The organism is Lacticaseibacillus sp. 30, assembly GCF_053819265.1.
Map to the genome: position 1 here is coordinate 1 of NZ_JBSOQX010000069.1, position 1,178 is coordinate 1,178.

General features: G+C 50.8%; 1 protein-coding gene. It reads left to right on the top strand.

Features of this window, described 5'->3' with window-relative positions; translation table 11 throughout:
* Positions 1 to 102 precede the first annotated feature (102 nt).
* Positions 103 to 1,119 (top strand): IS30 family transposase, encoded by a 1,017-nt coding sequence (locus tag ACWPAB_RS15310; RefSeq protein ID WP_011674977.1) that lies wholly within the window; start codon positions 103 to 105, stop codon positions 1,117 to 1,119.
* Positions 1,120 to 1,178 lie beyond the last annotated feature (59 nt).

The window sequence follows — 1,178 nt, forward strand, 5'->3', positions numbered from 1 at the left end:
CCCCAGTTTACAATTCAAGTGCAACACCCTGACGACTAGACCATAAAGGCCATGAAGACCTATTCTTGTTAGTGCTAGCTAAACAAGAAAGCAGGAATCTTCATGACCCACTCTCAGACTAACACTCACAAGCATTACCAACAACTCAGTTTTAGCGACCGTGCTACAATTCAGGCCCTTCAGGCTGCTGGTGACACCGCGACCGTGATTGCACAGAAGCTTCATCGCAGTAAAGCGACAATCTCACGAGAAATCACGCGTGGATCTGTAACTCAGCTCGACTCGAAGCGTCACTCGCATCAAGTCTATCTTGCGGAAACTGCCCAAGCCATGCACGACCGTAAACGCGATAGAACCGGTCACTACGCCTTTCTTAAGACCGGCCGTGCGTTCTTCAAGGCTCTCTCCAGGGAGCTTACTCGTAAGCCGCGCGTACACAGCGTTGATAGCTTCGTACACTTCTATCGCGACCAGGGCAAGGCTTGCCCTTCAACGACAACTGTGTATCGCTACATCGACGCCGGGCTGCTTGAGCTAGACAACATGACACTTCCCAAGAAGCTCCGACGCCGCATCAAAGGCTATAAGAACGCCCACAAGCGCAAGAATAAGAAGATATACGGCGACTCAATCGAGTTGCGTCCTGCGGCCGTGAATGACCGCACAGGCGTGGGACATTGGGAAGGCGACTTGGTCAAGGGTATTCGCTTAGCTGATGAGCCAGCATTAATGACGCTCACAGAACGGTACAGCCGGACTGAGATCATCGTCAAGATTCCTGACTATCATGCGGGCACCTGCCTTAAAGCCTTGCAGGACACGATCGACGACTACGGGGCCAAGGAATTTGAGAGTATCACTTTTGACAATGGTTCCGAGTTTGCCAAGTTATCAGAGATTGTTGGAACCCAGATTTACTTCGCACATCCGTACTCGCCTTGGGAGCGTGGCACAAACGAGAACGCCAATGGACTGCTTAGGGAATTCTTCCCGAAAGGGAAGTCTCTCAGAGCAGTTACCCTGGTTGAAATTCAAGCAGTCCAATCCGCACTGAACCATCGTCCCAGACGTATTCTGAACTATCTTCGCCCATGCGATTACTACCGATGCATGGCGTGACAGCCTAGACCACTATCAAGAATTCGTTATCATCGTTGCACTTGACTTGAAAATTGAGG